This window comes from Halomonas flagellata, from assembly GCF_022487945.1.
GTDB classification, from domain to species: domain Bacteria; phylum Pseudomonadota; class Gammaproteobacteria; order Pseudomonadales; family Halomonadaceae; genus Halomonas; species Halomonas flagellata.
Genome location: NZ_JAKVPY010000005.1, coordinates 205,850 through 231,920, shown reverse-complemented (window position 1 = coordinate 231,920; position 26,071 = coordinate 205,850). Strand labels below are relative to the sequence as shown.

General features: G+C 67.2%; 22 protein-coding genes and 7 tRNA genes. 8 read left to right on the top strand and 21 right to left on the bottom strand.

Annotation, left to right across the window (positions count from 1 at the left end; all coding sequences use genetic code 11):
* Window positions 1–232: 232 nt before the first annotated feature.
* The 7 genes from MKP05_RS06110 to MKP05_RS06080 form a co-directional block, all read right to left on the bottom strand.
* Window positions 233–320, bottom strand: a tRNA-Ser gene (locus tag MKP05_RS06110).
* A gap of 151 nt (window positions 321–471) precedes the next feature.
* On the bottom strand, window positions 472–975 hold the full coding sequence (locus tag MKP05_RS06105) for a YiiD C-terminal domain-containing protein (RefSeq protein WP_240567457.1): 504 nt from the start codon (window positions 973–975) through the stop codon (window positions 472–474).
* A 15-nt stretch (window positions 976–990) separates the two neighbouring features.
* A complete protein-coding gene (locus MKP05_RS06100; protein WP_240567456.1) occupies window positions 991–1,551 on the bottom strand; it encodes a nitroreductase family protein in 561 nt (186 codons plus the stop codon).
* A 43-nt stretch (window positions 1,552–1,594) separates the two neighbouring features.
* Complete coding sequence (gene queF, locus MKP05_RS06095) at window positions 1,595–2,425, bottom strand: NADPH-dependent 7-cyano-7-deazaguanine reductase QueF (protein WP_240567455.1); 831 nt, start codon at window positions 2,423–2,425, stop codon at window positions 1,595–1,597.
* Window positions 2,426–2,429: 4 nt separating this feature from the next.
* Entirely contained in the window at window positions 2,430–3,203 is a 774-nt protein-coding gene (locus tag MKP05_RS06090) for an ABC transporter permease (protein WP_110283669.1), read from the bottom strand.
* The gene (locus MKP05_RS06085) at window positions 3,200–4,162 is read right to left on the bottom strand and encodes an ABC transporter ATP-binding protein (protein WP_110283668.1); all 963 of its coding nucleotides are present in this window, start codon (window positions 4,160–4,162) and stop codon (window positions 3,200–3,202) included. Before MKP05_RS06085 ends, MKP05_RS06090 begins: the two co-directional genes overlap by 4 nt.
* Before the next feature lie 67 nt (window positions 4,163–4,229).
* Complete coding sequence (locus MKP05_RS06080; protein ID WP_240567454.1) at window positions 4,230–4,661, bottom strand: MarR family winged helix-turn-helix transcriptional regulator; 432 nt, start codon at window positions 4,659–4,661, stop codon at window positions 4,230–4,232.
* Window positions 4,662–4,745: 84 nt separating this feature from the next.
* Between MKP05_RS06080 and MKP05_RS06075 the strand changes: the two genes are divergently transcribed.
* Complete coding sequence (locus MKP05_RS06075) at window positions 4,746–5,309, top strand: YIP1 family protein (protein ID WP_240567453.1); 564 nt, start codon at window positions 4,746–4,748, stop codon at window positions 5,307–5,309.
* A gap of 31 nt (window positions 5,310–5,340) precedes the next feature.
* Here MKP05_RS06075 and MKP05_RS06070 read toward each other — a convergent pair.
* From MKP05_RS06070 to MKP05_RS06045, 6 genes are all read right to left on the bottom strand, one after another.
* Window positions 5,341–5,415: transfer RNA gene (locus MKP05_RS06070), tRNA-Gly, on the bottom strand.
* A 27-nt stretch (window positions 5,416–5,442) separates the two neighbouring features.
* Window positions 5,443–5,518: transfer RNA gene (locus MKP05_RS06065), tRNA-Glu, on the bottom strand.
* A gap of 14 nt (window positions 5,519–5,532) precedes the next feature.
* A tRNA-Gly gene (locus MKP05_RS06060) sits at window positions 5,533–5,607 on the bottom strand.
* Window positions 5,608–5,647: 40 nt separating this feature from the next.
* Window positions 5,648–5,723 (bottom strand) — tRNA-Glu (locus MKP05_RS06055).
* A 4-nt stretch (window positions 5,724–5,727) separates the two neighbouring features.
* Window positions 5,728–5,802: transfer RNA gene (locus MKP05_RS06050), tRNA-Gly, on the bottom strand.
* 24 nt (window positions 5,803–5,826) lie between these two features.
* Window positions 5,827–5,902 (bottom strand) — tRNA-Glu (locus tag MKP05_RS06045).
* 198 nt (window positions 5,903–6,100) lie between these two features.
* Between MKP05_RS06045 and msrB the strand changes: the two genes are divergently transcribed.
* From msrB to htpX, 4 genes are all read left to right on the top strand, one after another.
* Window positions 6,101–6,502, top strand: coding sequence for a peptide-methionine (R)-S-oxide reductase MsrB (msrB, locus tag MKP05_RS06040; RefSeq protein ID WP_110283665.1), 402 nt, complete (start codon window positions 6,101–6,103; stop codon window positions 6,500–6,502).
* A gap of 81 nt (window positions 6,503–6,583) precedes the next feature.
* Window positions 6,584–7,555 carry a ribosome biogenesis GTPase YlqF gene (gene ylqF / locus MKP05_RS06035; protein ID WP_240567452.1) on the top strand — a complete coding sequence of 324 codons (972 nt, stop codon included), beginning with the start codon at window positions 6,584–6,586 and terminating at the stop codon, window positions 7,553–7,555.
* A gap of 45 nt (window positions 7,556–7,600) precedes the next feature.
* Window positions 7,601–8,830 carry a pyridoxal phosphate-dependent aminotransferase gene (locus MKP05_RS06030; protein ID WP_240567451.1) on the top strand — a complete coding sequence of 410 codons (1,230 nt, stop codon included), beginning with the start codon at window positions 7,601–7,603 and terminating at the stop codon, window positions 8,828–8,830.
* 125 nt (window positions 8,831–8,955) lie between these two features.
* Window positions 8,956–9,858 carry a protease HtpX gene (htpX, locus tag MKP05_RS06025; protein ID WP_240567450.1) on the top strand — a complete coding sequence of 301 codons (903 nt, stop codon included), beginning with the start codon at window positions 8,956–8,958 and terminating at the stop codon, window positions 9,856–9,858.
* Window positions 9,859–10,053: 195 nt separating this feature from the next.
* Here the strand turns inward: htpX and pdxB are convergent, their stop codons facing one another.
* Complete coding sequence (gene pdxB, locus MKP05_RS06020) at window positions 10,054–11,214, bottom strand: 4-phosphoerythronate dehydrogenase PdxB (protein ID WP_240567449.1); 1,161 nt, start codon at window positions 11,212–11,214, stop codon at window positions 10,054–10,056.
* 128 nt (window positions 11,215–11,342) lie between these two features.
* On the opposite strand from pdxB, the gene MKP05_RS06015 reads away from it, so the two are divergent.
* Window positions 11,343–11,624, top strand: coding sequence for a hypothetical protein (locus tag MKP05_RS06015; protein WP_110283660.1), 282 nt, complete (start codon window positions 11,343–11,345; stop codon window positions 11,622–11,624).
* A 198-nt stretch (window positions 11,625–11,822) separates the two neighbouring features.
* On the opposite strand, the gene MKP05_RS06010 is transcribed toward MKP05_RS06015, so the two are convergent.
* Together MKP05_RS06010 and rlmKL are read right to left on the bottom strand one after the other, a co-directional pair.
* On the bottom strand, window positions 11,823–12,170 hold the full coding sequence (locus MKP05_RS06010) for a glutaredoxin family protein (protein WP_240567448.1): 348 nt from the start codon (window positions 12,168–12,170) through the stop codon (window positions 11,823–11,825).
* 459 nt (window positions 12,171–12,629) lie between these two features.
* Window positions 12,630–14,840: a bifunctional 23S rRNA (guanine(2069)-N(7))-methyltransferase RlmK/23S rRNA (guanine(2445)-N(2))-methyltransferase RlmL gene (gene rlmKL / locus MKP05_RS06005; RefSeq protein WP_240567447.1), complete on the bottom strand. Its 2,211-nt coding sequence runs from the start codon at window positions 14,838–14,840 to the stop codon at window positions 12,630–12,632.
* 307 nt (window positions 14,841–15,147) lie between these two features.
* Between rlmKL and rmf the strand changes: the two genes are divergently transcribed.
* Window positions 15,148–15,354, top strand: coding sequence for a ribosome modulation factor (rmf, locus tag MKP05_RS06000; protein WP_110283657.1), 207 nt, complete (start codon window positions 15,148–15,150; stop codon window positions 15,352–15,354).
* 128 nt (window positions 15,355–15,482) lie between these two features.
* Here rmf and MKP05_RS05995 read toward each other — a convergent pair whose 3' ends face one another.
* From MKP05_RS05995 to MKP05_RS05975, 5 genes are all read right to left on the bottom strand, one after another.
* On the bottom strand, window positions 15,483–16,514 hold the full coding sequence (locus tag MKP05_RS05995; protein ID WP_240567446.1) for a quinone-dependent dihydroorotate dehydrogenase: 1,032 nt from the start codon (window positions 16,512–16,514) through the stop codon (window positions 15,483–15,485).
* Between the two features lie 113 nt (window positions 16,515–16,627).
* Window positions 16,628–21,469 (bottom strand): NAD-glutamate dehydrogenase, encoded by a 4,842-nt coding sequence (locus MKP05_RS05990; protein WP_240567445.1) that lies wholly within the window; start codon window positions 21,467–21,469, stop codon window positions 16,628–16,630.
* A gap of 191 nt (window positions 21,470–21,660) precedes the next feature.
* Entirely contained in the window at window positions 21,661–22,782 is a 1,122-nt protein-coding gene (trmA, locus tag MKP05_RS05985) for a tRNA (uridine(54)-C5)-methyltransferase TrmA (RefSeq protein WP_240567444.1), read from the bottom strand.
* A gap of 74 nt (window positions 22,783–22,856) precedes the next feature.
* Complete coding sequence (gene murI / locus MKP05_RS05980) at window positions 22,857–23,633, bottom strand: glutamate racemase (RefSeq protein WP_240567465.1); 777 nt, start codon at window positions 23,631–23,633, stop codon at window positions 22,857–22,859.
* A gap of 210 nt (window positions 23,634–23,843) precedes the next feature.
* Window positions 23,844–24,389 (bottom strand): hemerythrin domain-containing protein, encoded by a 546-nt coding sequence (locus MKP05_RS05975; protein ID WP_110284016.1) that lies wholly within the window; start codon window positions 24,387–24,389, stop codon window positions 23,844–23,846.
* A gap of 221 nt (window positions 24,390–24,610) precedes the next feature.
* Between MKP05_RS05975 and MKP05_RS05970 the strand changes: the two genes are divergently transcribed.
* Window positions 24,611–25,960, top strand: coding sequence for a replication-associated recombination protein A (locus MKP05_RS05970; RefSeq protein WP_240567443.1), 1,350 nt, complete (start codon window positions 24,611–24,613; stop codon window positions 25,958–25,960).
* Window positions 25,961–26,071: the final 111 nt, after the last annotated feature.

Below are 26,071 nucleotides of genomic sequence, written 5' to 3'. Positions count from 1 at the left end.
CGGGCCATCGACAGCGATTCATAGCCTATGGGAATGACAAGTCAGGGATTCAAAAGCCTCGCACTATCAGAATCTCGCTGCTCGGTAGCGAGATGGTGGAGGAACTGGCTGAGCGTTGCTGAGATGCCGGAAGTGCCGCTCAGCAAAGGGCCTGATGAAAGAGGCGGGTTCCCACACGCCCAAAACGAAGAAGGCGAATCAACGTAGTTGTTGATTCGCCTTCATAATCTCGTGGCGGAGGGGGAGGGATTCGAACCCTCGAAGCCTTTCGACTTACACACTTTCCAGGCGTGCTCCTTCGACCACTCGGACACCCCTCCGCATTGTGATTCTCGAGTCGAAAGCATTTCCGGACCGTGTCGGCGCGGCGGGCTTTCTCCTCCAGAACGGCGCCCTTTTCTCTCAAGGACGGCGCGTATGCTAACGGCTTAAGTGCGCGATTGCAAGCCGCTTTTTCCGCATCACGCCGGTTCAGCCGGCGGGCAGCACCGCATAATCGCCGCGGGCCTCGAGGCACAGGGTATCGCCGCACCAGAGCTGCTGCACCAGGGCGATGCGTCCCCTGCCGCGGCCGGCGATCTGCTCGGCGAGCCTGGCGGGGCCATCGTCACTCTCGGGCAGGCACACCAGCCGGTAGTCGCCGGTGACCGGCGCCAGGAAGCGTTGGCGGGACTCGGCTACCACCACGTCACGGGCCAGGCTGTGCCGGCGCAGCCAGAGGGTGGTCCAGCACCAACCCAGGAGCGTGGTCTGGGCGGCCAGGGCCCCGCCGAAGCCGGTGCCCTTGTCGTTGAGGCTGGGCGTGAGATCGAGCTCCCAGATCAGTTGCTCGTCGTCCCGCCGCATGGAGCGGATGCCCAGGTGCTCGACCATGGGGATCGCCTCGGCGAGCCAGGCCAGGAAGCGTGCCGGGTCGTCCTCCCGGCCGGGGGACGGCAGCGGCAGGCGCGGGTGGGCAATGCCGATCTCGCGCATGTTCATCTCTCCCGGCTAGCTCCAGTGCTCGACGAAGTCATCGATCCGATGCTCGGCCAGCGGCTTGTGGCGGCCGGCGAGCTGGCCCAGGTAGAGGAAGGCGACGATCTCGTCGTCGTCACCCAGGCCGAGCCCCTTGCGTACGGTGGGATCGAAGGCGTACTTGCCGCTGCGCCACATGGCGCCGAGCCCCAGGGCGTGGGCGGCGAGCATGATGCCGTGCGCCGCGCAGCCCGCGGAGATCACCTGCTCGATCTTCGGCACCTTGGGAACATCGGGGGTGACCCTGGCGATCACGGCGATGATCATGGGCGCGCGCAGCGGCTTCTTGCGGGCGGCGTCCAGGGTGGCGTCCTCGCTGTGCGGGTCCTCGCGGAACTCGGCCTCGGCGAACAGTTCGCCCAGTCGCGCCAGCCCCTCGCCGGAGAACTCGATGAAGCGCCAGGGGCGCAGCTCCTTGTGGTCCGGGGCCCGCAGCGCCGCCCGGTAGAGCGCCTCGAGCTGCTCGGGGCTCGGCGGCGGCCCTGTCAACTTGCCCATGGAGCTGCGTTCGTGCAGCAGCGTCATCGCGTCCATGTCGCTCTCCTTTACAGGTTCAGTCGGCACTCTACCCAAGCGGCTACTGGCGCGCCAGCCGCAGCGGCTCGGGCGGACGCTCGCCGGGGGTGCCGCGCCAGGGGCTGATATCGAGCCCGCCGCGGCGCACATAGCGCGCCAGCACCAGCAGCCGCTCGGGCCGGGCCCGGGTCATCAGATCGGTGAAGATGTGCTCGACGCAGTGCTCGTGGAAGTCCTGGTGCTGCCGGTAGCCGATCAGGTAGCGCAGCAGCCCCTCGCGATCGAGCTTCGGCCCGCGGTAGCGGATCAGCACGCTGCCCCAGTCGGGCTGGCCGGTGACCGGGCAGTTGGACTTGAGCAGGTGCGAGTGCAGCGTCTCCTCGACGATCTTCTCCCCCACCCTGAGATGATCGGCGCTGGGCGTATAGTAGCTGACCTCGATATCCAGGTCGTCCAGGCTCTCTCCGGGAAGCCGCTGGGGCGCGAGCACCGCATCGTCGACATCGAACAGCTCGACGGAGACCGGGGCACCCGCGGCGGCGGAAAGGTCCGCTACCAGGGTGTCGATCACCCCCGCACGGCTGTCGAAGCGGGTCTGGTTGAAGCCATTGAGATAGAGCTTCCAGGACTTCGATTCGATCAGGTTGGGGGAGTCCACCGGCAGGCGGAAGCGCGCCACGGCGACCATCGGCTTGCCGCGGGCGTTGAGCCAGGAGACCTCGAAGGCGTGCCACTCGTCCTCGCCGACGAAGGGCAGCGCGCCCTCGTCGATACCCAGCGGCGCGCGGTTGGCGGCGCGGGCGATGGGATAGAGCAGCCCGGCGTCGTAGTGCTCCGGGTAGACGGATTCGCGCCCCAGGGGGGCATGCTCGAGAGTGTCGGGACGATCCATACGCTTAACTCCTGATGCCCTTGCCATGTTCGAGCATCCACAAGGCGATGGTGAAGAGCACCACGATGAAGGCGACGATGGCGGCCAGCGCCCAGCCCACCGGGATGTCGGAGACCCCGAGGAAACCATAGCGGAAGACGTTGACCATGTAGAGGATGGGATTGAGCATCGACACGCCCTGCCAGAAGTTCGGCAGCAGCGAGATCGAGTAGAAGACCCCGCCGAGATAGGTGAGCGGCGTGAGGATGAAGGTCGGCACGATGGAGATGTCGTCGAACTTCTTGCCCAGCAGCGCGTTGATGAAGCCGCCGATCGAGAACAGCGCGGCGGTCAGCACCACCACCCCGAGGGTCAGCAGCGGGTGCGCCACGCTGAGGCGGGTGAAGAACAGCGAGACGATGGTGACGATCAGCCCCACCCCCAGGCCACGGGCCATGCCTCCCAGCACGAAGCCGCACAGGATCACCCAGTTGGGCATCGGCGAGACCATCATCTCCTCGATGGAGCGCTGGAACTTGTTGGAGAAGAAGCTTGATGCCACGTTGGAGTAGCTGTTGGTGATCACCGCCATCATGATCAGCCCGGGGACGATGAAGTCCATGTAGTTGAAACCGTCCATCGCGCCGATGCGCGAGCCGATCAGGCTGCCGAAGATAATGAAGTACATGGTCATGGTGATCGAGGGCGGCAGCAGGGTCTGCGGCCAGATCCGCGTGAAGCGCTTGATCTCCTTGTGCACCAGGGTCCAGAGGGCGATGGCGGTCTGGGTCGGGGTCATGCGCGCGCCTCCGCCTCGTCGGCAGCGGCCTTGTCGCTGTTGCCCTGCTCCACCATGGAGACGAACATCTCCTCGAGGCGGTTGGCACGGTTGCGCATGGAGACCACCTCGATGCCCTGCTCACCCAGGGCGGTGAAGATGTCGTTCATGCGCTGCCCGCGGTGCACCACCACCGCCAGCTGGGCACCGTCCACCTGGCGAACCTCGAAGCCCTCGATCACCGGCAGCTGCTTCACCGGGCGGGCCAGGTCGAGCAGGAAGGTCTCGGTGTCGAGCTCGGCGAGCAGCTCGCGCACGCTGGTGTTACGGATGATCTCGCCGTGGTTGATGATCGCCACGTTGCGACAGAGGCTCTCGGCCTCCTCGAGATAGTGGGTGGTCAGGATGATGGTGGTGCCCTCCTCGCGGTTGATGCGGCGCATGTACTCCCACATGCTGCGCCTCAGCTCGATGTCCACCCCGGCGGTGGGCTCGTCGAGGATCAGCAGCCTGGGCCGGTGCATCAGGGCCCGGGCGATCATCAGCCGGCGCTTCATGCCGCCGGAGAGCATGCGCGCGCTGCCGTTGCGCTTGTCCCACAACCCCAGGTCCCTCAGCAGCTGCTCGGCCCGCGGCAGGGCCTCGCGGCGCGGCATGCCGTAGTAGCCGGCCTGGGCCAGCACGATGTCGAGGACCTTCTCGAACTGGTTGAAGTTGAACTCCTGGGGGACCACGCCCAGGTGGTACTTGGCGCGGGCGAAGTCGCGGTCGATGTCGATGCCGAAGATCGTGACCCGGCCGTCGGTCTTCTGCACCAGCGAGCAGACCACCCCCAGGGTGGTGGACTTGCCGGCGCCGTTGGGGCCCAGCAAGGCGAAGAAGTCGCCCTCGGCGACGTCGAGGTCGATGCCCTTGAGGGCCTGGAAGCCATTGCCGTAGACCTTGGTCAGGCCACGGATGGACAGTGCCGGTTCGGCCATGCGCGATCCCGTCGGTTGAGCAATATCATCGAAAGAGGCTCAGGACATTGGGGTACCGGCAGAAACTTCAAGGTTCGGCCCCCCATCCCGGCAGATGGAACTCCTGCTGCAGGTGGCGCAACTCGGGCTGGTGCTGCGCGGCGATCCGCGCTACCAGGGCGCTTCCCTTCTCGAGCAGGTGGACCTCCATTCGGCGCCGGTCCGCCCGGCCCGGGCGGCGCTCGACAAGCCCCGCCTCCTCGCAGCGTCCGACCAGCGCCACGGTGCCGTGGTGCTTGGCCTGCAGTCGCTCGGCCAGCTCGCCCACGGTGGCCCACTCGCGCCCCTCGAAGCCCTTGAGGTGCAGCAACAGCTGATACTGCAGCGAGGTGAGGCCATGATCGCGACAGATGTCCTCGCTATGGCGCTGGAAACACCGCAGCCGATAGCGGAAGTGGGAAAGTCGCTCGAAATCCTGCTTGGTCAGAGCGTCGGGCCGCGAATCACCCTGGCTGGGCATGGAAGCCTCCTTGACACGCCGGAGAATGGCAACTAGTAAATATCATAACATGATATAAATCGATGCGAGTCACCGGAGGTGCCCATGAATGTCTCCACCATTCTCTACCTGCCCTTCTCCCGCACCGCGGGCTGGAAGGAGCTCCAGCAACGGCAGGTGTCGATTCCCGCCCTGGCGTGGCTGATCGTGGTGCCGTTGTCGCTGCTGCCGCCGGTCATGCTCTACTATGCCGGCACCCACTATGGTGACGACTTCGTCCCCGGTTTCGCCGACCGCCCCTGGCGCCACATCACCACCATCCTCTTCCTGGCGGAGCTGCTGACCTTCTTCGTCATGGGCTGGCTCATCCATTCGGTCGTCCACAGCCACGAGATGTCGATCAGCTACCACGACGCCTACCTGCTGGCCGCCCTGGCGCCGCTGCCGCTCTGGTCGTCTTCCGTGGTGCTGGCGGTTCCCAGCCTGCTGCTCAATGCACTGGCCGTACTGATGGCACTGTGCATCTCGTGCAGCCTGATCTACCACGGACTACAGGGGCTGTGTCAGCGTCGGGATGACGACGTGACGGCGATGGCGGCGACCTATACCATCATGGCGGCCGGCGGTCTCGCCTGGGGGCTGCTGATGGCGATCGTCTGGGCGTACTGAGAGGAAGGCAGACACCGGGGGGAGGCACGACTGGAGCGGGAAACGAGATTCGAACTCGCGACCCTCGCCTTGGCAAGGCGATGCTCTACCACTGAGCTATTCCCGCTTGTCGGGTACCGCAATGCGCGCGAAGTGGCGTCCCATAGGGGGTTCGAACCCCTGTTCCCGCCGTGAAAGGGCGGTGTCCTGGGCCACTAGACGAATGGGACGTATTGGTACTGTTTGGAGCGGGAAACGAGATTCGAACTCGCGACCCTCGCCTTGGCAAGGCGATGCTCTACCACTGAGCTATTCCCGCTTGTCTCGCAACCTTCGATCGCCTGGGCAATCACCGGAAGTGGCGTCCCATAGGGGGTTCGAACCCCTGTTCCCGCCGTGAAAGGGCGGTGTCCTGGACCACTAGACGAATGGGACGCATTGGAGCGGGAAACGAGATTCGAACTCGCGACCCTCGCCTTGGCAAGGCGATGCTCTACCACTGAGCTATTCCCGCGCTCCGGCACCTTGAAGAGTCGAGTGGCGTCCCATAGGGGGTTCGAACCCCTGTTCCCGCCGTGAAAGGGCGGTGTCCTGGACCACTAGACGAATGGGACACATGTCTCGGCTCGTCGAGGTGGCGCGTATGTTACTGAGCACCCTGAAAGCTGTCAAGCGCGGTGCCGGCTGACGTTGAACGGGCGTGACCGAAGACGGAAATCCCCTCCCATGGCGGTGGGTAGATGATGCCACAATGAAGGCATCGGCCCGGTGGCCGATGCCGCTTCTGACCAGGCCAGACCAGGAGAGACGCCATGCGAAGGAAGATCGAGAAGAGTGACGCCGAGTGGCGTGCGCAGCTGACCCCCGAGCAGTACCACGTGACCCGCGAGAAAGGCACCGAGCGCCCCTTCAGCGGTGACTACCGGGTCACCGACGAGCACGGCATCTACCACTGCGTCTGCTGTCACGCCCCGCTGTTCGAGAACGAGCACAAGTTCGATGCCGGCTGCGGTTGGCCCAGTTTCGACCGCCCCCTGGTCTCGGGCTGCGTAGAGGAGCAGCCGGACACCTCCCAGGGCATGCAGCGCACCGAGGTGATCTGCGCCCGTTGCAACGCCCACCTGGGGCATGTCTTCCCCGACGGCCCGGCCGAGACCACCGGGCGGCGCTACTGCATCAACTCGGTGGCGATCCAGTTCCATGCCGGCGAGTAGGCGACTGGCCTGACCTGAAACGGGCGACCGTCTGGTATGATGGTCGCCCTTTTCATTTTCAGGCTCGCAGGAGTGGCTCCCATGCTCGGCTGGTACCCGGGACACATGAACAAGGCGCGCCGGCAGATCACCGAGGCGCTGCCGGAGATCGACGTGGTGATCGAGGTCCTCGACGCCCGGCTTCCCTACTCCAGCGCCAACCCCATGCTCGCCGAGCTGACCCGCCACAAGCCGGTGCTGAAGGTGCTCTCCCGCGCCGACCTGGCCGACCCCGAGCGCACCCGCGAGTGGACCGCCCACTTCGATGCCCAGGCCGATACCCGGGCCCTGCCCGTGACCACCACCAACGCCCGCGAGCTCAAGCGCATCCCCCGGCTGTGCCACGAACTGGCGGGGCAGGTGCGCGCCGATCGCGATGTGCGGGTGATGGTCATGGGCATCCCCAACGTCGGCAAGTCGACCCTGATCAACGGCCTGGCCGGGCGCACCATCGCCAAGACCGGCAACGAGCCGGCGGTGACCAAGCGCCAGCAGAAGGTGCGCATCGCCGGCCGGGTGGCGCTGATCGACACCCCGGGGGTGCTGTGGCCCAAGATCGAGGACCAGGCCAGCGCCTATCGCCTGGCGGCCAGCGGTGCCATCCGCGACACTGCCATCGACTATGTGGATGTGGCCGTGGTCACCGCCGCCGAGCTGGCGCGGCGCTATCCCGAGGCGCTCCAGGCGCGCTACAAGCTGGGGGCGCTGCCCGCCTATGCGGCCAACCCCGAGGCCGAACGGGTCGAGGCCGACGGCCCGGCGCGTGTCGACCTGCTGGCCCTGGCCGGCTTCGACGGCCACGCGATCCTCACCGAGATCGCCGGCAAGCGCGGCGGCCTGCGCCCCGGCGGCGAGGTCGACCTGCACCGCGGCGCCGAGGTGCTGCTGCATGAACTGCGCGACGGCAAGCTCGGCCGCCTGACCCTCGAGAGCCCGGCAGACATCCCCGCCGAACCGGAAAGCGAGCCGACCGGCGCCGAGGAGGATGGCCCCCGGCCCGGCGACCCCGCATAATCACAGGCTCGCCCTTGCCTGCATGACCACTGGACACTGGAAGACATGGACACCACCCCGATCCGGAAATCGCACAAGCTCCACAACGTCTGCTACGACATCCGCGGCCCGGTGCTCGACCACGCCAAGCGCCTGGAAGAGGAAGGTCAGCGCATCCTCAAGCTGAACATCGGCAACCCTGCCCCGTTCGGCTTCGAGGCGCCGGAGGAGATCCTCCAGGATGTGATGCGCAACCTGCCCACCGCCCAGGGTTACTGCGATTCCAAGGGGCTCTACTCGGCGCGCAAGGCGATCATGCAGGAGTGCCAGCGCAAGAACATACCCGGGGTCGGCATCGAGGACATCTACATCGGCAACGGGGTTTCCGAGCTGATCGTGATGGCCATGCAGGCGCTGATCAACGATGGCGACGAGGTGCTGATCCCGGCTCCCGACTACCCGCTGTGGACCGCCGCGGCCAACCTCTCGGGCGGCCACCCGGTACACTACCTGTGCGACGAACAGGCCGACTGGGCCCCCGACCTCGCCGACATCCGCGCCAAGGTGACCGGCCATACCCGGGCCATCGTGATCATCAACCCCAACAACCCCACCGGCGCCGTCTACCCGCCGGAGGTGGTGCGTGGTCTGCTCGACATCGCCCGCGAGCACGACCTGGTGGTGTTCTCCGACGAGATCTACGACAAGATCCTCTACGACGACGCCGAACACGTCTCCACCGGCGCGCTGGCCTCCGAGGACCAGCTGGTGGTGACCATGAACGGGCTCTCCAAGAGCTACCGCTGCGCCGGCTTCCGCTCCGGCTGGATGATCCTCTCGGGCAACCTCGCCAAGCAGCATGCAGACGATTTCATCCAGGGGCTGACCATGCTCGCCTCGATGCGCCTGTGCGCCAACGTGCCGGCCCAGCATGCCATCCAGACGGCCCTCGGCGGCTACCAGTCGGTCAACGACCTGATCCTGCCCGGGGGGCGCCTGCTGGCCCAGCGCGACATCACCTACGACAAGCTCAACGCCATCCCCGGGGTCTCCTGCGTCAAGGCGAAGGGCGCGCTCTACGCCTTCCCTCGCCTCGACCCCAAGGTGTTCAACATCCGCGACGACCAGCAGCTGGTGCTCGACCTGCTGCTGCAGGAGAAGATCCTGCTGGTCCAGGGCACCGCCTTCAACTGGCCGGACCCCGACCATGTGCGCATCGTCACCCTGCCCTGGGCCGACCAGCTCGAGGATGCCCTGGACCGCTTCGCCCGCTTCCTGTCGCGCTACCGGCAGTGAGCGCGCCCGGCGACCGCGAGCGCCGCGCTTGAAACCCGGCGGGCGAGACCGTATCTAAGCAACAGCTTCTGGACGCCGCGACCTGGGCGTCGCCCCCTTACGATGATGACTGGAGAACCGGCAACATGATGCGAATCCTGCTCTTCCTGGGCACCAACCTGGCGGTAATCATCGTCGCCAGCATCACCCTGCGCCTGCTGGGGGTCGAGGGCTACCTGCGCGGCCAGGGCCTGAACTTCAACGCCCTGCTGATCTTCTGCTTCGTCTTCGGCATGGCCGGCTCCATGATCTCGCTGTTCATCTCCAAGTGGATGGCCAAGCGCGGCACCGGCACCGTGGTGATCGAGACGCCCTCCAATGCCACCGAGAAGTGGCTGCTCGACACCGTGGCGGAGCTCGCCCGCGACGCCGGCATCAAGACCCCCGAGGTGGGCATCTTCCCCGCCCAGCAGTCCAATGCCTTCGCCACCGGCTGGAACAAGGACGACGCCCTGGTGGCGGTCTCGGCCGGCCTGCTCAACCGCATGCGCCCGGAAGAGGTGCGCGCGGTGCTGGCCCACGAGATCGGCCACGTGGCCAACGGTGACATGGTCACCCTGGCGCTGATCCAGGGGGTGGTGAACACCTTCGTGATGTTCTTCGCGCGGGTCGTCGCCCACCTGGTCGACCAGTTCCTGCGCAGCCGCAGCGACGGCGCCGGGCTCGGCTTCATGGGCTACTTTGCCGTGGTGATCGTCGCCGAGATTGTCTTTGGCATCATCGCCTCGGCCATCGTCGCCTGGTTCTCGCGCTTCCGCGAATACCGCGCCGACGCCGCCGGCGCGAAGCTCGCCGGCTCGGGCGCCATGATCAACGCCCTGGCGCGCCTCAAGGCCGAGACCGAGATGCCCGACCAGATGCCGGACACCCTCACGGCCTTCGCCATCACCACCGGCCAGACCCGCAAGATCATGGAGCGGCTGTTCGCCAGCCACCCCCCGCTGGATGACCGCATTCGCGCCCTCAAGGAAGCGGCATACCGCCAGTAAACGCCGGGCTGCGGGCTGCGGGCTGCGGGCTGCGGGCTGCGGGCTGCGGGCTGCGGGCTGCGGGCTGCGGGCTGCGGGCAGTAGTCTTGCTCGTGGCTCGTGGCTCGTGGCTCGTGGCTCGTGGCTCGTGGCTCGTGGCTCGTGGCTCGTGGCTCGTGGCTCGTGGCTCGTGGCTCGTGGCTCGTGGCTCGTGGCTCAAACCATCGTCACCCGAAAGCCGGCGGCCTCGAGAAGCGGTGCCATTTCGTGAGCCTTCTCGTTCAGAGTCACCTCCAGGGTAGAGAACTCGCGTCGCAGCGGGTAACTCGCCCGGCAGGCATCGAAGCCCCTGGCCATGCCCCGCCGGCGCGACTCGCGCAGCAGGCTGTCGTGGTCGCGACGCACATCGTGGACCGCACGGGCACACAGCCGCAGCGCCTCCTCGGCCTCGTGCCCGCCATGCAGCACCAGGTGCGACACCGGCGGTGGCGGCAGCAGGTCGGCGAGCGTCACCCGCGCCGGCAGGCCGAGATGCCGGACCAGCTCCCGATAGACCTGGTGGGTGCCGCGCAGCTTGCCGTCGAGGCTGTAGCCGGCGATGTGCGGCGTGGCGATCGCCGCCAGATCGTGCAGGGCGGCGTCGATGCCGGGCTCATGCTCCCAGACGTCGAGCACAGCGGTGATATCGCCCTGCCCCGCCAGCCGCTGACGCAGCGCCTGGCCGTCGATGCAGGCGCCGCGGCCGGCATTGAGCACCACCGTCCCCGGCGCCAGTTCGGCGATCCGTTCGGCATCGAGCAGGTGATGGGTGGCATGGGGGCCCTCGGCGACCAGCGGAGTGTGCAGGCAGACCACGTCGCACGCATCGATCAGCGACGCCAGGCCGACGAAGCCCTGAGCGCCCTCCCGCTCCGCCCGGGGGGGGTCACAGGCCAGGCAGTCGATGCCCAGGGCCTCGAGCCGTCGGAGCAGCCGGCCGCCGACGCTGCCTGCCCCGACGACACCGACACGGCGGTCGGCCAGCCGCCAGCCCTGCCGCTCGGCCAGGGTCAGCAGGCTGCCGAGAACATAGTCGACCACCGCCTCGGCATTGCAGCCGGGAGCACTGGCGAAGGCGATGCCGTGGCGTGACAGGGCGGCCTGGTCGACATGGTCGGTCCCGATGGTGCAGGTGCCGACGAAACGCAGTCGTGAACCGGCCTGCAAGGCCGCCTCGACCATGGCTGCGTCGACCCGAGTGATGGAACGCACCACCAGGGCATCGACATCGCGCACGGCCCCGGCATCGATCTCGCGGCCCGGCAGCCGGACCACCTCGCCGAGCCCGCCGAAACAGGCGTCTGCGGCAGGCACATTGGCATCGACGAGGATTCTCATGGCATGTCTCCTGACTCCCTGGATGGCACGACTTGTTCGGGCGGCACAAGGCCTTACAATACCTGCCTAACAGCCATATGACACATGAGCGCCGCCACCCGGCAGCGCCTAGCACTTCGGGAGTCGCCGTGATCGTCCGCTGGGAAACCGACCATGACTATGTGCTGGTACATGTCCACCAGGACATGTTCGGCGACTGGATCTTCAGCCGCGCCTGGGGGCAGATCGGCACCCAGTTCGGCGGACTGAAGCATCGCCTGGCCGACGATCACGCCCAGGCGATGATGTGGCTCGGCGACGAGGCCACCATCCAGGCCTCGCGGGGCTTTCGCAAGGTACTGGAAGTAGAGGCCGAATCCGCCGAGGGACGCGACGCCATCAGCCAGCTGTCGCTGCTGGATACGCTATAAGCCGGAAGCTGGAAAGGCAGCATGTTGCCACCAATCCTTTTGTCAGGGTTTTTTCTTACAGCTTCGAGCTTATGGCTTCGAGCTCCGGGCGAAGCCCGGCTCTTCCAGCCGCGAAGCGGCGCTCTTCCAGCTTCAAGCTCCCGGCGAAGCCGGGGACTTCAAGCTTAGGCTTACAGCTCCCGGCGCAGCCGTGCCGGGTCACCCCAGGTAGCGCCGGCCTCCGCGCCGGGTCGCGCCCTTCACCGAGCCAGGCTCTGCCGCCCCGCCGAGCTGTCGCTGCAGGGCCTGCCAGGCGCCCTCGTCCAGCCAGCCCCGCTCCCTCAGCCAATCGGCCAGCCGTGGCGCCTCGAAGCCGCGGTCGAGCTCCTCACCGGCCTCGTCCGCCAGTACCGGAATCCGCATCCCGAAGCGCTCGACCAGGGCATCGTCCTCGCTGATCTCGACCTCCTCCAGGTGGTACGCCTCGGCGGCCAGGGTGGCCAGCAGCGCCTCGAGCTGCCCGCAGAGATGGCAACCCAGGGTGGTATAGAGCCGCAGGCGGATCATACGGCCTCCCGCTGGCGGTTCAGAGTCGCTTGGGTCGGCCTCGGTGACGGATTACCGGCGTTGGTGGAGCCTGTGGGGTCTGACCCTGCGGCCTCCCCACGAATTTCTCGATGATGGCGGCATGTTCGCCGAGTAAAGGCGCCGAGGCCCGCCCCTATGGGGTCAGACCCCAGCCGAGTTGCCAAGCTTGTCATTGTGCACGTAGCGAGCGGATTCGACACCGCCGGGGTCTGACCCCATAGAGCCTCCCAGCGCTGGCAGTCCACCGATAGAGCACCCTCAACATGCTGATTTTTCAGCAAGACTCCTGGGGATTCGTCAGGGTCAGGCCCCACAGGCGTGACCTCGACGCAAGAGCCCGGCCCTCTATCGCCTATCATGACGCCTCCCGGTGGCGGATCAGGAACACGTGGTGCAGCCCCGGGCGGCGGTTGCCAGATAGAGAGCGGATCGAAGGTCTCATGACGCCTCCCGATGACGGATCAGGAACACGTGATGCAGACCCGGGCGGCGGTTGAAATCCGGATCGAAGGTCTTCCGCGAGATGTCCTCCACCGCGTAGTGCTCGGCGAGGTCGGCATCCAGTTGGAAGCGGCGCTGGTTGTTCGAGAACACCAGGGTGCCGCCCGGTGCCAGGCGGGCCATGGCCAGGCGCACCAGGCGGCCGTGGTCGCGCTGCACGTCCAGGGTGGCCTCCATCTTCTTGGAGTTGGAGAAGGTCGGCGGGTCCAGGAAGATCAGGTCGAACTGCGCCCTGGCGGTCTCCAGCCAGCGCAGGCAGTCGTCGCGCACCACCCGGTGGCGGCTCGGGTCGAGGCCGTTGAGGGCGAAGTTGTCCCGCGCCCACTCCAGGTAGGTGTTGGAGAGGTCGACGCTGACACTGTCGCTGGCCCCCGCCGCCTCGGTGTCCTCCTTCCGCGACCCCAGCGCCGCCTGCACCGTGGCGGTGCCGGTGTAGCAGAACAGGTTGAGAAAGCGCTTGCCGGCGGCCATCTTGCCCAGCATCCGGCGCACCGGGCGGTGGTCGAGGAACAGGCCGGTATCGAGGTAGTCGCGCAGGTTGACCCACAGCCGTGCCCTGCCCTCGCGCACCTCGAAGCGCTCGCCGCTGGTGGCCTGCTTCTGGTACTGGCCCTTGCCGCTCTGGCGCTCGCGCCGCTTGACCACGATAGCCGCCGGGTCCACGCCCAGCACCTCGGGAAGCACCGTGAGCGCATCGAACAGGCGCCGCTGGGCCTGCTCGGCGTCGATCGTCTTCGGCGGCGCGTACTCCTGGACATGCACCCGGTCGCCGTAGACATCGATGGCCAGGGCGTACTCCGGCATGTCGGCGTCATAGAGCCGGAAGCAGCTCTCGCCGGACTGCTTCAGCCACTTCCTCAGCCGCTTGCGGTTCTTCTCCAGGCGATTGGCGAACATCTGCGCCCCCTTCGAGAGTCGGGGCCGTGGCGCCGGCTCTGCCCCCGCCAGGCCTTCGTCGGCTTCGGGGATCGCCATCAGCAGCAGCCGGGCATCCAGCGGGCCATTCTTCAGCGAGTAGTGCTTGTGGGCGCGCAGGCCGATGCGGTGGCCCAGGTCGGGGTTGGCGGTGAACACGGCCAGTTGCCAGCCGGGAAAGGCCGCCTGCCCCCGTTCGCCGAGCTGGCCATAGAGGGTCACCAGCTCGGGCAGCTCGCCCAGGCGCTCGCCATAGGGCGGGTTGGTGATCAGCAGGCCCCGCGCCGCGTCCGGCAGCCCCTCGGGGCGCCCGAGCCGCCCCAGCGAGGCACCGCGGAACTCGATCAGCGCGGGAATGCCGGCGCGCATGGCATTGGCCTTGGCCGCGGCCAGCGCCGGCGGGCTCTCGTCGAAGCCAAACAAGCGCGAACGACAACGCTTGCGCCCGATGCTGGCCCGGGCCTCGGCCTCGCGGCGCAGCTCGCGCCACTGTCGCTCGTCATGACCGGCCCAGCCGTGGAAGCCGAATCGCTCCCGTGCCAGGTTGGGGGCCATGTCGGCGGCGATCAGCGCCGCCTCGATCAACAGGGTGCCGGCCCCGCAGAGCGGGTCGACCAGCGGCGCGCCCTGGCGGGCCAGCGCCGGCCAGCCGGCCCGGACCAGCAGGGCCGCGGCCAGGTTCTCCTTGAGCGGCGCATGGCCGACGTCGCGGCGATAGCCGCGGCGGTGCAGGCTGTCGCCGGAGAAGTCCACCCCCAGGGTCAGCCGGCCGCGATGCAGGTTGGCATAGAGGCGCAGGTCGGGGCGGCGCAGGTCGACGTCGGGCCGCGGCCGACCCGCGGCCAGCAGGCGCTCCACCACGCCATCCTTGACGGTCTGGGCACCGAAGCGGGTGTGGCGGATCGCCTCGGAGTGCCCGTGAAAGTCCACCGCCAGGCTGCCGTCGGCGCCCAGGTGATCGCGCCAGTCCACCGCCGCGACGGCCTGGCGCAGCTGGTCCGGCGTCTCGATGCCCTCCTCGCGCACCAGGCAGAGCACCACGCGGTTGGCCAGGCGCGACCAGAGGCAGACGCGATAGGCAGTCGCCAGGCTGGCCCGGAAGTGCACCCCGGCCACGGTGGTCTTGCCCGGCTCGGCGCCCAGGTCGGCCAGCTCGTCGGCCAGCAGGAGTTCGATGCCCTTCGGGCAGGTGGCAATGAATGCCAGCGAATCAGTCGCTTGTGTCTCAGTCATGGAAGGTCCATCGGCCCCTCGGATGGGCGGATCGCGGCCATTACGACCGGGTGAACGGGATGTTACAAATCAACGGTCGACAACGTCGACCCCGTTGCGCTATCAATTAGTCAGTAGCTACTGAATAACGCATGCGTTTGCTGTCAACGGGCCCCATCCGTCGCACGGCCGATTCCTTTCGGCCTGCAGGCGGCGGTAACCCGGGGCCCGAGGATCGAACGGGTCGGTCGTCTGTCGCCTTATGTCCTTATTTCAGACCGAGACGAGACGACAGGCCCACACCGGTACCTTTTCAAGAGGTAGTCCAATGAAACGACAGAAACGTGATCGCTTCCAGCGCGCCTATATTCATGGCTACAAGGCAGGTATCTCGGGTCGCTCCCGTGATGATTGTCCGAGTCAGGACATCAATCTTCGCGAATACTGGATGAGCGGTTGGCGTGAAGGTCGTGGGGATCATTGGTCCGGCATGACTGGTGTCTCCGGCATACACAAGAACCCCATGGTGATGTGAACCCTCGAGTCTCCCTCACAAGAACCCCATGGTGATGTGAACCCTCGAGTCTCCCTTTCGGTTCCCTTCACCGGCCGTCGAAGACGGTCAGCCAATAGAGCCCGTGGCCCTGCCGCGGGCTTCTTGGTTCACTCCCCCCGTGTCCCGGCGCAGGCCTTCAACGCCCGGGCACACTCCCCCACCAGCCGCGGTCCGCGGTAGATGAACCCCGAATAGAGCTGCACCAGGTCCGCCCCTGCCTGGCACTTGCCCGCGGCCGCCTCGCCGCTGTCGATGCCCCCCACGCCGATGATCGGCAGGGTCGGCAGATGACGGCGCAGCTCGCGAATCACCGCATTCGACGGCTCGAAGACCGGCCGGCCGGAGAGCCCCCCCTGCTCGTCGCCATGGGTGAGGCCGGCCACCGCGTCCCGCGACACCGTGGTGTTGGTGGCAATCACCGCATCGATGGCATTGGCCTCGAGCGTCCGGGCCACCAGCGCCACCTCCTCGGCACTCATGTCCGGTGCGATCTTCACCGCCAGCGGCACACGGCGGCCGGCCTCGCGGTCGAGCCCATGACCCGTCTCGCGCAGCGCGCCGAGCAGCTGGTCGAGGTGCTCGCCGAACTGCAGGTTGCGCAGCCCCGGGGTGTTGGGCGAGGAGATGTTCACCGCCACATAGTCCGCCTGGGCGTGGACCTTGCGCAGGCAGGTCAGGTAGTCGTCCACCGCCCGCTCCACCGGCGTGGTCAGGTTCTTGCCGATATTGATGCCGACGATGCCGGCATAGCGACGCTTCCTGACCCGCTCGACCAGGCGGTCCACCCCGGCATTGTTGAACCCCATGCGGTTGATGATTGCCCCCTGCTCCGGGAGGCGAAACAGGCGGGGCCTGGGGTTGCCGTCCTGGGGCCTGGGGGTGACGGTGCCGACCTCGACGAAGCCGAAGCCCAGCGCCCCCAGGGCATCCAGATGGTCGGCATTCTTGTCGAGCCCCGCCGCCAGGCCCACGCGATTGGGAAAGCGCAGTCCCATCAGCTCCACCGGGTCGTCGACCCGCGGGCCGGCCAGGCGCCCGGCGAGCCCCAGCCGACCGGCCAGGTCCAGCCCCGACAGCGCGACCCCATGGGCGGTTTCGGCATCGAGGCGGAACAGGAGCGAACGGGCAAGCGAATACATGGGTATCTCCGGGCGGTGTCGAGCGAGCGGGCGGGAGTATAACAGTCTGCCCCCCTGGAAACGACGAACCCCGCCAGCGGCGGGGTTCGTCTCTCACGGCGTACTGTCGCGCCTCAGGTTTCGCGGCTGCTCTCGGCCAGGTCGACGAGCTCACGCACCGCCACGGCGAACAGCGGGAAGCCGCCCTGGCTGCCGCTGCCCACCTGTTCGAGCAACCGGCACCAGCGCCCGTACATGGTGTCGTGGAGCTGCAGCCACCGGTCGACCCGCTCCACCGGGTCCCGCGGTCCGCCCTCCATGCCGAGCACGCTCACCGACAGCGCCAGCTGCTGACGGTCGATATCGTCGCGGAAGGTCTCGCGGGCCTTGGCCTGCCAGGTGTCGCGCACCTTGAGATCGGTGATCTTCTGGATCAGCCACGGCAGCTCCAGACGATCGCCGATCTCGTGGAACGCCTCGGCCACCCGCTGGGGCTTCTCGCCGGTCTGGCGCGCCGCCTGGATGATGCCGAGCGCGGTGTAGAGGCTGTTCGTGGAGACCACGGTGGTGGCCAGTGCCGCGGGTACCCCCGCCTCCACCAGTTCCTGACGCCGCGCTTCCCAGGCCTCGCGTTCCTCGCCACGCAGCCGCTCGCCGATGTTCTCTTGCAACTGGGCCAGGCGCGGGGCGAAGTAGGCAATCGTATCCTGGGTGGTCATGCCGAGGCGCTGACGCAGGAACCAGCGGCTGGCCCGACGCAGCGTACGCATCAGGTCGAGCATCATGCCGTACTGCACCCGGCTCGGCACCTGGTTGTCCAAGGCCTCGATCTGCTCCCACAGGGCGGTCAGCTGGAAGCTCTCGCGGGCAATCACGTAGGCCCGGGCGATGTCGGCGCGTCCGGCACCGGTGGAGTCGATCAGCCGGCGCACGAAGACGATGCCCATATGGTCGAACAGGTCATTGGCCACCTGGGTGGCCACGATCTCGCGCTTCAGCCGGTGTTCGTACATCTCGTCGCGGAAGCGCTCGACCAGCACCTTCGGGAAGATGCGTTCGACATGCCGCGCGATGGTAGGGTCGTCCGGCACCTCGGAAGCGATCAGGTCGCCCTTGAGGACGCTCTTGGCATAGGAGATCAACACCGAGAGCTCGGGCAGCAGCATGCCCTGCTCGTTGGCGGCCCGCTCCTGGAGCTCCTCGTCGGAGGGCAGGAACTCGAGTTCTCGATCGATCTGGCCGGCGGCCTCGAGCTCGCTGATGAAGCGACTGAAGGGGCCGATGCCCTGACGCGAGAGGATCTCGGAGAGATCCAGCGCCTGGGTCTGGCGATAGTTGTCGAGGATCACCAGCTCGGCGACCTCGTCGGTCATGTCGGCGAGCAGCTGGTTGCGCTGCTTGCCGGTCATGTCGCCGCGCTTGACCACTTCGTCGATAAGGATCTTGATATTGACCTCGTGGTCGGAGCAGTTCACCCCGCCGGCGTTGTCGATGAAGTCGGTGTTGACCCGCACGCCCTTGGCGGCGGCCTCCATGCGGCCATGCTGGGTGAGCCCGAGGTTGCCGCCCTCGCCGACTACACGGCAGTTGAGGTCACGGCCGTCGATGCGCAGGGCGTCGTTGGCCTTGTCGCCCACCTCGGCATCGGTCTCGTCGCTGCCCTTGACGTAGGTGCCGATGCCACCGTTCCAGAGCAGGTCGACCTCGGCCTTGAGCATGGCGCGGATCAGCTCGTTGGGGGGCAGCTTGTTCTCCTTGATGCCGAACACCGCCTTCATCTGCGGCGAGATCGGGATCGACTTGGCGCTGCGCTTGAACACCCCGCCGCCCTCGGAGATCAGGCCGGTATCGAAGTCCTCCCAGCTCGAGCGCGGCAGGTCGAACAACCGCTTGCGCTCGGCGAAGGTGGCGGCGGCATCCGGGTTCGGGTCGACGAAGATATGCAGGTGGTTGAAGGCGCCCACCAGCCGGATCGTCTCGGAGAGCAGCATGCCGTTGCCGAAGACGTCGCCGCCCATGTCGCCGATGCCCACCACGGTGAACTCGTCGCGCTGGGTGTTCAGGCCCAGGCCACGGAAGTGCCGCTTGGTCGACTCCCAGGCCCCCTTGGCGGTGATGCCCATCTTCTTGTGGTCATAGCCGTTGGCGCCGCCCGAGGCGAAGGCGTCGCCCAGCCAGTGGCCATACTCGGCGGAGATCTCGTTGGCGATGTCGGAGAAGGTCGCGGTGCCCTTGTCGGCGGCCACCACCAGGTAGGCGTCGTCATCGTCGTGGCGCACCACGTCACGGGGCGGCACCACCTCGCCGCCGACCAGGTTGTCGGTGACGTCGAGCAGGGCGCGGATGAAGGTCTTGTAACAGGTGATGCCCTCCCGCTGGATGGCGTCACGATCGCCCCCCTCGGGCATCCGCTTGCAGATGAAGCCCCCCTTGGCGCCCACCGGCACGATCACCGCGTTCTTCACCTGCTGCGCCTTGACGAGGCCGAGGACCTCGGTGCGGAAGTCCTCGTGGCGATCGGACCAGCGCAGCCCGCCGCGAGCCACCTTGCCCCCGCGCAGGTGCACCCCCTCGACCCGCGGTGAGCAGACGAATATCTCGAAGGCCGGGCGCGGCTTGGGCATGCCGGTGACCTGGGACGGGTTCATCTTGTAGGCGATGTAGTCCTTGACGCGGCCGTCGGCGTCCTGCTGGTAGTAGTTGGTGCGCAGGGTCGCCATGATCAGTTCCATGTAGCGACGCAGCAACTGGTCGTCGTTGAGGCTGGCCACGTCGTCGAGCAGCCGCACGATGCGCTGCTGGCAGGCCTCGATTTCGCTCTCGTCGGGCCGCTCCTCGGGGTCGAAGCGCAGCTCGAACAGCGTCACCAGCTCCCGGGTGATCTCCGGGTGGTTGGTCAGGGTAGTCGCCATGTAGTCCTGGGAGACGCCGAAGCGGATCTGCTTCAGGTAGCGGGCATAGCCGCGCAGCATCGCGACCTCGCGCCAGTCCAGGTTGGCGCCGATGATCAGGCGGTTGAAGGCGTCGTTGTCCGCCTCCCCGACCCAGATGCGCTGGAAGGCCTCGATGAAGGGCTCGCGCATCTCCTGCAGGTTGACCTCGGTGCTGGTGTGATGCTCCAGGTTGAAGTCATGGATCCAGTAGGTGGCGTCGGTGGCGTGAATCCCGTAGGGACGCTCGCCGATCACCCGCAGGCCCAGGTTCTCCATCATCGGCAGCACGTCGGAGAGCGGAATGGGGCGGTCGCGATGGAAGAGCTTGAGGTTGACCCCGCTGCCCTCCTCCTCGACCAGGCGATAGAGGGAAAGCGCCAGGGGAATGCCATCGTCGAGCTCGCTGATGTGGTGCAGGTCGTAGACCGCGGTACGGGCGCTGAAATCGTCGCGATAGCCGGCGGGGAAGGCGCCGCGGAAGCGGTCCATGAGCTTGTTGGCCTGCTCCTCGCCGAAGCCCTCGATGCTGGCGGCCTGCAGATCGTCACGCCAGTTGCGGGCGAGCTCGGCGACCTTGCCCTCCAGGCGCTTGAGGTCGTAGGCGACGGGCTGGTCGCCCCCGAAACGCAGGATGAACTGGATACGCGCCAGCACCGACTCCGAGAGGTAGGTGTTGAAGTCGCCGAAGGTGGCGCCCAGTTCCTCGCAGAGCAGATGCTGGATGCGCAGCCTCAGCTCGGTGGAGAAGACGTCCCGCGGCACGAAGACCAGGCAGGAGTAGAACTTGCCGAAACGGTCCTCGCGCACGAACAGTCGCACCCGGCGACGCTCGCGGATGTCGAGGATGCCCAGGGCCGTCTGGGCCAGCTCGTCGATGTCGATCTGGAAGAGGTCGTCGCGGGGATAGACCTCGAGAATCTGCAACAGCTGCTTGCCGTTGTGCCCCTTGGGGTTGAAGCCGGCGATATCCATCACCGACTTGAGCTTGCGGCGCAGGATCGGCACGTTGCGCGGCGACTCGTTGTAGACCACGGCGGTGAACAGCCCCAGGAAGCGGTGTTCACCGATTACGCGACCCTGCTCGTCGTAGCGGTCGATGGAGATGTAGTCGGGATAGGTCGGTCGGTGCACCCGGGCATGGTGGGCGCTCTTGGCGAACGACAGCAGCTGGGGCACCAGCACAAAATGGTCGCCGTCGACTCCGACCGTGGTGCGGATGCGCTCGCGATAGCGCGGCTGGTCCAGGCGAAAGACCCCCAGCTCGCTGCCCTCGACCTTCTCGAGCCACTCCTTGCCGTCCTGCTCGCGGATCTCGTAGGCGTCGTAGCCGAGGAAGGTGAAGTTCTCCTGGCGCAGCCACTCGAGGAAGGCGATGGCTTCGCTGTGGTCCTCGGGATTGATCGATGCCGGGCGGACGGCCCGGATCTCCTCGATCGCCTTCTCGACCTGCTCGACCATCGCATCGTAGTCTGCCACCGCGGTGCGCACATCGACCAGCACCTCGTGAAGGCTGGCCTGGAGATCCGCGAGGACGGCGGGGTCGGTATGGCGGTCGATCTCGATGGCGATCAGCGACTCGCGCGACTCCGGCGCGCCCTGCTCCCGGGGCGAGGCGACCCGCACGAGATGATCCTTGTCGTCACGCGCCACCGCCAGCACGGCGTTGTGGATCGCGTGCACGGTGATGCCCCGTCGATTTAGCTCGATGCGCACCGAATCCACCAGGAACGGCATGTCCTCGTGCAGCACCGCCACGAAGGTGTGGGTCGACTGCCAGCCGTGCTCCTCGAAATCGGGGTTGAAGACCCTCACCTTGGGCGAGGCAGGATCGAACTGCTGAATGAAGTGCCACACCGACAGGGTGGCGCCATAGATGTCGTCCAGGCGACGGTCGGCGAGGTCATCGAACGGCACCGTGGCGTAGAAGTAGCGGGCGAAGGACTCCACCGCGCGGGCCTTCTCCTTGTCCAGTCGACTAGCCAGTCGCTCGGCGAGTTGCTTGAGAAAATCCTGCCTGACTTCGTCGTACGCAACGTGCTGCATCCATCACCTCGGCTGCCGACGGCCGCCGAAGGGCGGCCGGGAAAAGTTCACGGCGGCCCCCTGGCCGCCTTGCCCTGCGATCTTACGCCACTCCCCGGACCGCCCCCACCGACTTGCCACCTTGCTCATGGTGCATGTCGGTTGCGCATCACCGCTTGACTTCCTCGCCATTGACTAGACCAAGGTCGCAATCAAGCTCGCCGCTCGAGCAGCACCCCGCACTCGCAGTGATGGGTCCAGGGAAACTGGTCGAACAGGGCGAAACGCCGAATGTCATGCGTCCTGGTCAGGGTCGCGAGGTTGTCCGCCAGGGTATCCGGGTTGCATGAAATATAGACGATACGCGCATAGCCGCCGAGTTGTTGGCAGCTCGCGTCGTCGAGCCCGGCCCGGGGCGGATCGACCAGCACCGTGGTGAAGTCGTAGTCGCCCAGCGCCCACTCGGCCACGCGCCGCCCGCCCTTCTCGCCCTTCAGCGCCAGCGAAAACTCCTCGGCGGACATGCGGCCGATCACGGCGTTGTCGATGCCATTGGCCTCGAGGTTGAGCCGTGCGCTGGCCACCGAGGTGCGCGAGATCTCGGTGGCCAGCACCCGGCGGAAGTTTTCCGCCAGGGCGACGGTGAAGTTGCCGTTGCCGCAGTAGAGCTCCACCAGGTCGCCGTCCCGGCTGTCGCGGGTCACATCACGGGCCCAGGCCAGCATCGAGCGGCAGATCTCGGCATTGGGCTGGGTGAAGCTGTTCTCCACCTGCTGGTAGACGAACTCGCGCCCGTCCACCTCGAGTCGCTCCCAGACATGGTCCCGCTCGAGCACCAGGCGCTGCTTGCGCGAACGGCCGATGATCATCGCACCCAGGGTCGCCTGCAGACGACGCGCCTCGGCTTTCCAGGCCTCGTCCAGCGGGCGGTGGTAGATCAGGGTGACCAGCGCTTCACCGGAGAGGGTGGTGAGGAACTCCACCTGGAACAGCTTGCGCCGCAACAGGGGGACGTCACGAATGGCGTCGAGCAACTGCGGCATCAGCTCGTTGATCCGCCGGCCGGCCACCGGATAATCGTCCAGGCGGATCACCCTCTTCCTCTTCGGATCCGCCGGGTCGACCTCGGACCCTTGTATTTCGAACATCGCATAGAAGAGGTCGTCCCCCTCGTGCCAGAGCCGGAACTCGCAACGCTGGCGGTAGTGGCTCGGTGGCGAGGGGAACACCTCCAGTGCCGGCGGCGAGAAGCAGGCGAAGTCGCGGAGGATGCGCTCGCGCTTGGCCTCGAGTTGCTGGTCGTAGCGGGCGGGGTCGACGACGGGAACGGCCACGGGGCCTCCTGTAATGGTGATAGGGATGGTGACGACAATGCTGACGGGAATTGATGCCGTGGACGCCAGGCGGCTCAGTCGAGGTGCAGCAGGTACGGCTCGGCGAAGCCGAACGCCGCCAGTCCTGCCCTCAGACGCGGGTCCGGGGCGGTGACGAAGCTCTCACCCGGCCCCCGGTACGGAGCAGGCGCGGCGACCACCTGGGCGACCCGGCGGGCGATGGCGTCGCCGGAATCGATCCAGGCGACTCCGCGAGGGGCCGCCTCGACCAGGACATCATGCAACAGCGGGAAGTGAGTGCAGCCCAGCACCACCGTATCGAGCTCGGGATCGACCCACAGCGGTGCAAGCGCCTCGCGGATCACCACGCGATCCGGAGCCTCGCCGACGACCCAGCGCTCGGCCTCGCCGACCAGCGCATCGGCGGCGACCCGGGTGACCCGGCAGCCGGCGGCAAACTCCCGAATCAGTTGCAGGGTGTAGGGGCGTGCCACCGTGGCACTGGTGGCCAACAGGCCGAGATGGCCAGTCCGACTGCATTGCGCCGCCGGCTTGATCGCCGGCACGGTGCCGACCACCGGCACCGCAAGCCGGTCGCGCAGGGCGTCGAGTGCCAGGGTGCTGGCGGTATTGCAGGCCACCACCAGGGCGCAACAGCCGCTGGCCGAGACCGCCGCCTCGCAGACGGCGAGGATACGCTGCACCAGCCAGCCGTCCTCGCGAATGCCATAGGGCAACATGGCATTGTCGCAGGCATAGGCCAGCGCCGCCCCCGGCAGGCGCTCGCGCAGGGCCGCCACCACCGAGAGCCCCCCCACACCGGAGTCGAACACCAGCACCGGCCCGGTCACCGGCACCCACCACAATGCGCTCCCCCCGCCCGGTCAGAAGAGGGCGGCTGGAGAGAGGAAGGCATGACATGGCGCAGGCTGGCTGGCATCGCACTGGGTCCCGGCGGTACGTTCTCGGCCGAGTGCTCCTGGCGGAGTGCCCCGGACCGACCATGGGGACGCATTCTACCTCAGACCGGCGACGACCCGAAGAGGCCCACCCACACAGGCTCAGATCACCTGCACCGGCGCCTCGCGCAGTTCGGCATAGAGCTCGGGATAGGCTTCCTGCAGGCGCTCCAGCTCGGCGGCGGCCCCTTCGGGAAGCAACTCGCCGAGATGTTGCAGCTCCTGCTCGTCGAAGTGCTGCTGGATCAGCGGGAAGAGCAGCTCACGCTCGTCACGCAGGTAGGCCCGATGGCTCTCCAGGTAGGCCTTGAGGTCATCGGAGAAACGATCCATCGGCACGACCGCATCCATGAGGATCATGTCGATGTCACCGGACAGCCGCTTCAGACGTGCGCGCAGGCCCCGGTAGTCCTTGGCCAGCTGTTCGGTGACGTCACCGCTCTCGGGAGCCTTCTGCTGCAACTGTTCGGTGCAGATACGCTCGAGGGGCAGCGTAAAGCCCTCCATGTAGTCCAGGATGTAGTCGACGACCTCCCTCACCAGCTGGAAGTTTGGGCGCTCGCCGGTCGACAGGGTCTTCTGCTTGAGCTGCAGAACGTGCAACATGCGCGCCATATTGGCATGATCCCGGCGCAGCTGGGTCAGCATGGTCATGTCGTGGCCTCCTCTTCCTGTCAGCGATGTGTGGAAGGCATTCCTCGTTGGATTCGCCATCCTGGCCAGGGTTCAGCGAGCCACTCGATACCGGAGGGCACGCCGAAGACGTTGTATCAACCTAGTGCCTGGCGGCGAGGCTGTCTATCGACCAAGGTCGCATTGTCGACGACACCCGCCCGGGCATCCTCTTGCCGTTCATCAGGGAGACCGCCATGGACCTGTTCCACCAGACCACCGGCGATGATGCCGCCCCCCTGGCCTTCCGCATGCGGCCGCGGCGGCTGGCCGACTACGTGGGCCAGCAGGCGCTGGCAGGGCCCGACAAGCCCCTGCGCCGCATGGCCGAGACCGGCGTGGTGCGCTCGATGATCCTGTGGGGCCCGCCCGGCACCGGCAAGACCACCCTGGCCGAGATTCTCGCCGCGGAGTCCGGTGCCCGCCTCGAGCACCTCTCGGCGGTGATGGCCGGGGTCAAGGAGATCCGCGCGGCGGTGGACCGGGCCCGGGCCGCCCAGGGCCAGGGGCAGCCCACCCTGCTGTTCCTCGACGAGATCCACCGGCTCAACAAGAGCCAGCAGGATGCCCTGCTGCCCCATGTGGAGTCCGGCCTGCTGACGTTGATCGGCGCCACCACCGAGAACCCCTCCTTCGAGGTCAACTCGGCGCTGCTTTCCCGCGCGCGGGTCCATGTGCTCAAGTCGCTCACCGAGGCCGAGCTGGTGGAGGTGATGCGTCGGGCCCTGGCCGACGAGACACGCGGCCTGGGACGCCGCCGGATCGCCGTCGACGACGGGGTGCTGGGGCTGCTGGCCCGGGCCGCGGCCGGCGATGCCCGCCGCGCCCTGGGGCTGCTGGAGACCGCCTGTGACTTCGCCGAACCCAACGAGGGCGGCGGCGAGATCCTGCGCCGCGAGGCGCTGGAGGACGTGCTCGGCCACCAGGCCAGTGCCTTCGACAAGCAGGGTGACCACTTTTACGACCTGCTCTCGGCGATCCACAAGTCGGTGCGCTCCTCTCGCCCCGACGCGGCGCTGCTCTACATCGCCCGCTTCCTCCAGGGCGGCGGCGACCCGCTGGACGTGGTCCGGCGCCTGGCCGCCATCGCCTCCGAGGACGTCGGCAACGCCGATCCGCGCGCCCTGCCGCTGGTCATGGCCGCCTGGGACGCCTACCTGCGCCTGGGCGACTACGAGGGCCAGCGCGCCATTGCCCATGCGGCGATCCACCTCGCCGTGGCGCCCAAGAGCAACGCCATCGACCTCGCCTGGAAGGAGGCCAAAGCCTTCGTCGCCGCCCAGCCGCGCCTCGAGGTGCCCACCTACCTGCGCAACGCGCCGACGAAACTGATGGCGTCCCTGGGTCACGGCCAGGGCTACCGCTATGCCCACAACGAGCCCCACGGCTATCCCGCCGGCAGCGCCCACGACTGCTGGCCCGACGAGATTCCGCACCAGCGTTTCTACCAGCCGACGGAGTACGGTCAGGAGAAGCGCTATGGCCAGCTCATGGCCTGGCGGGAGGCGCTGGACAGGGAGGCGGATGGGGACGGCAGCGACGTGTAGCGCCGCGGCGCCCTTCGGGCAGCGCCAAGCTACAAGCGCCCAGCCGCTCGGTGGCGGGCGGCTGGCGTCGAGGCAGAAAGCGAGAAACCCCCATCGGACTCGATCCGGTGG

Excerpts from the sequence above, each read along its gene's own strand:
- ylqF (WP_240567452.1), top strand. The coding sequence starts at position 6,584 with ATGCTCGGCTGGTACCCGGGACACATGAACAAGGCGCGCCGGCAGATC.
- MKP05_RS06030 (WP_240567451.1), top strand. The coding sequence starts at position 7,601 with ATGGACACCACCCCGATCCGGAAATCGCACAAGCTCCACAACGTCTGC.
- pdxB (WP_240567449.1), bottom strand. The coding sequence starts at position 11,214 with ATGAGAATCCTCGTCGATGCCAATGTGCCTGCCGCAGACGCCTGTTTC.
- MKP05_RS06085 (WP_110283668.1), bottom strand. The coding sequence starts at position 4,162 with ATGGCCGAACCGGCACTGTCCATCCGTGGCCTGACCAAGGTCTACGGC.
- MKP05_RS05975 (WP_110284016.1), bottom strand. The coding sequence starts at position 24,389 with ATGCTGACCCAGCTGCGCCGGGATCATGCCAATATGGCGCGCATGTTG.
- rmf (WP_110283657.1), top strand. The coding sequence starts at position 15,148 with ATGAAACGACAGAAACGTGATCGCTTCCAGCGCGCCTATATTCATGGC.
- msrB (WP_110283665.1), top strand. The coding sequence starts at position 6,101 with ATGCGAAGGAAGATCGAGAAGAGTGACGCCGAGTGGCGTGCGCAGCTG.
- htpX (WP_240567450.1), top strand. The coding sequence starts at position 8,956 with ATGATGCGAATCCTGCTCTTCCTGGGCACCAACCTGGCGGTAATCATC.
- MKP05_RS06010 (WP_240567448.1), bottom strand. The coding sequence starts at position 12,170 with ATGATCCGCCTGCGGCTCTATACCACCCTGGGTTGCCATCTCTGCGGG.
- rlmKL (WP_240567447.1), bottom strand. The coding sequence starts at position 14,840 with ATGACTGAGACACAAGCGACTGATTCGCTGGCATTCATTGCCACCTGC.
- queF (WP_240567455.1), bottom strand. The coding sequence starts at position 2,425 with ATGGATCGTCCCGACACTCTCGAGCATGCCCCCCTGGGGCGCGAATCC.
- MKP05_RS06100 (WP_240567456.1), bottom strand. The coding sequence starts at position 1,551 with ATGGACGCGATGACGCTGCTGCACGAACGCAGCTCCATGGGCAAGTTG.
- MKP05_RS06105 (WP_240567457.1), bottom strand. The coding sequence starts at position 975 with ATGCGCGAGATCGGCATTGCCCACCCGCGCCTGCCGCTGCCGTCCCCC.
- MKP05_RS05970 (WP_240567443.1), top strand. The coding sequence starts at position 24,611 with ATGGACCTGTTCCACCAGACCACCGGCGATGATGCCGCCCCCCTGGCC.
- MKP05_RS06075 (WP_240567453.1), top strand. The coding sequence starts at position 4,746 with ATGAATGTCTCCACCATTCTCTACCTGCCCTTCTCCCGCACCGCGGGC.
- MKP05_RS06080 (WP_240567454.1), bottom strand. The coding sequence starts at position 4,661 with ATGCCCAGCCAGGGTGATTCGCGGCCCGACGCTCTGACCAAGCAGGAT.
- MKP05_RS05990 (WP_240567445.1), bottom strand. The coding sequence starts at position 21,469 with ATGCAGCACGTTGCGTACGACGAAGTCAGGCAGGATTTTCTCAAGCAA.
- MKP05_RS05995 (WP_240567446.1), bottom strand. The coding sequence starts at position 16,514 with ATGTATTCGCTTGCCCGTTCGCTCCTGTTCCGCCTCGATGCCGAAACC.
- MKP05_RS06090 (WP_110283669.1), bottom strand. The coding sequence starts at position 3,203 with ATGACCCCGACCCAGACCGCCATCGCCCTCTGGACCCTGGTGCACAAG.